Consider the following 1,754-nt stretch of genomic DNA (forward strand, 5'->3'; position numbering starts at 1 on the left):
CGTGATCCTCGTCAGCGGCGGAGCCTTCGGACTCTGACGTAGCGGCAGCGATCCAAACGGCCCCGACCGGGCGCACCCCTCTCGGTTCAGACCGCGACACCTACCTGCAGCCAGTCCTGCGTGATCGGGACTGCCGCACCGATAGGTGACAGGTGGGGTCTTATGCCGGGAGGGTCACGGCGGGCTTCATCATGGTCTCGTACTCGATGGGGGTCAACCGCCCGAGACGGGCTTGTCGACGGCGCCGGTGATAGGTGCGCTCGGTCCAGGTGACGATCGCGATCCGTAGCTCATCCCGGGTCGTCCAGGACCGCCTGTCGAGGACGTTCTTCTGCAGCAGGGCGAAGAAGCTCTCCATGGCGGCGTTGTCCCCGGCCGCACCCACTTTGCCCATCGAGCCGACCAAGCCGTGCCGGTTGAGGGCATGGACGAATTTCCGGGATCGAAATTGCGACCCGCGGTCCGAATGAACGATGCAACCGGCCACATCCCCGCGCCGAGCAACGGCGTTCTGCAGTGCCTGGACGGCCAGCCGGGCTTTCATTCGCGAGTCGATGGAGTAGCCGACGATCCGCCCGGAGAAGACGTCTTTGATCGCGCACATGTAGAGCTTGCCCTCGGCGGTCCTGTGCTCGGTGACGTCGGTCAACCACAGCTGGTTTGAACCGCCAGCAGTGAAGTCCCGCTCCACCAGGTCATCGTGCACCGGCGGGCCCGGCTTCTTCCCGTTCTTGCCGCGCTTCTTCCCGAACACCGACCACCAGCCGTTGTCCCGGCAGATCCGCCACGCGCTGCGCTCACACATCACCTCGCCGGCTTCCTTGGCCTCATCGACCAGGAAGCGGTAGCCGAACTCCGGATCGTCCTGATGGGCGTCGAACAACGCGTTCGCCCGGTACGCCTCGGCCAGCTCGGCGTCGGTGACAGGGTCCGCCAGCCAGCGGTAGTAGGGTTGGCGGGAGAGCTTGAGCACCCGGCACGTCACCGCGACGGGGATCCCGACGGCGGCGAGCTCCTTCACGAGCGGGTGGAGCCTTTTCCCGGCAGGTTCGCCTGGGACAGGTAGGCCGCCGCCCGTCGTAGGACCTCGTTCTCCTGCTCGAGCAGGCGGATCCGCTTCTTCAGCTCACGGTTCTCGGCCGACTCGGCTTTGGTTGTCCCAGGCTTCGCGCCGTCCTCGACGTCGGCCTGGCGCATCCACTTCGACAGGGTCATCTCATGGGTGCCAAAGTCCTTGGCGATCTGCGCGAGCGTCACACCCTCTTCGCGGCTGCGGGCCACGCGCACGACGTCGTCACGGAACTCTTGGGGATAGGGAGCAGGCACAGCAACATCCTTCCAGGCCGCCCTGCGGGCAAGCCAGATCAGGTGTCACCTATTCGTGCGGCAGTCCCCATCTTGTTCCCGCTCGTCCTGATCGGCCTAGGGCGTGTCTGATAATGCTTCGAGGGTTGGGCTAAGACCCCGGATCCATTCTCAGACACGCCCTAGCGGAGAAGAGAGAGCAACCCCATGCCCGCCGAACGACTTGGCAGCATGCTCTGTCCATGTCCAGACGGGTGTGGCTTGCGCCGCTATATGGCGGGGTTCTGTCGGAGCTCAGTGGCGGCCTCCAAGCACGCGGGCCAGAGGGCGCTGCGAGTGAGGCTCACGTTCCGCAAGCCGATCCTTCACCGGGACAGCGGCCGACGGCAGGCCGGAGGAATAGGCGTCGCGATAGGGTGCACCCCGCGCAACAGAACCGTTGCGAAAGG

At 65.6% G+C, this 1,754-nt stretch carries 1 protein-coding gene; it reads right to left on the reverse strand.

Features of this window, described 5'->3' with window-relative positions:
- Positions 1-160 precede the first annotated feature (160 nt).
- Positions 161-1,326, reverse strand: a protein-coding gene (locus O3T09_RS11740) for an IS3 family transposase (RefSeq protein WP_101966229.1) whose coding sequence is annotated in 2 segments (ribosomal slippage) — positions 161-1,039 and positions 1,042-1,326 — 1,164 coding nt in all. Because the reading frame shifts where the segments join, the coding sequence is not laid out codon by codon here.
- Between the last annotated feature and the right edge of the window lie 428 nt (positions 1,327-1,754).

Origin of the sequence: Micrococcus sp. H39-S4 (assembly GCF_027158145.1) — a bacterium.
Lineage (GTDB): Bacteria > Actinomycetota > Actinomycetes > Actinomycetales > Micrococcaceae > Micrococcus > Micrococcus luteus.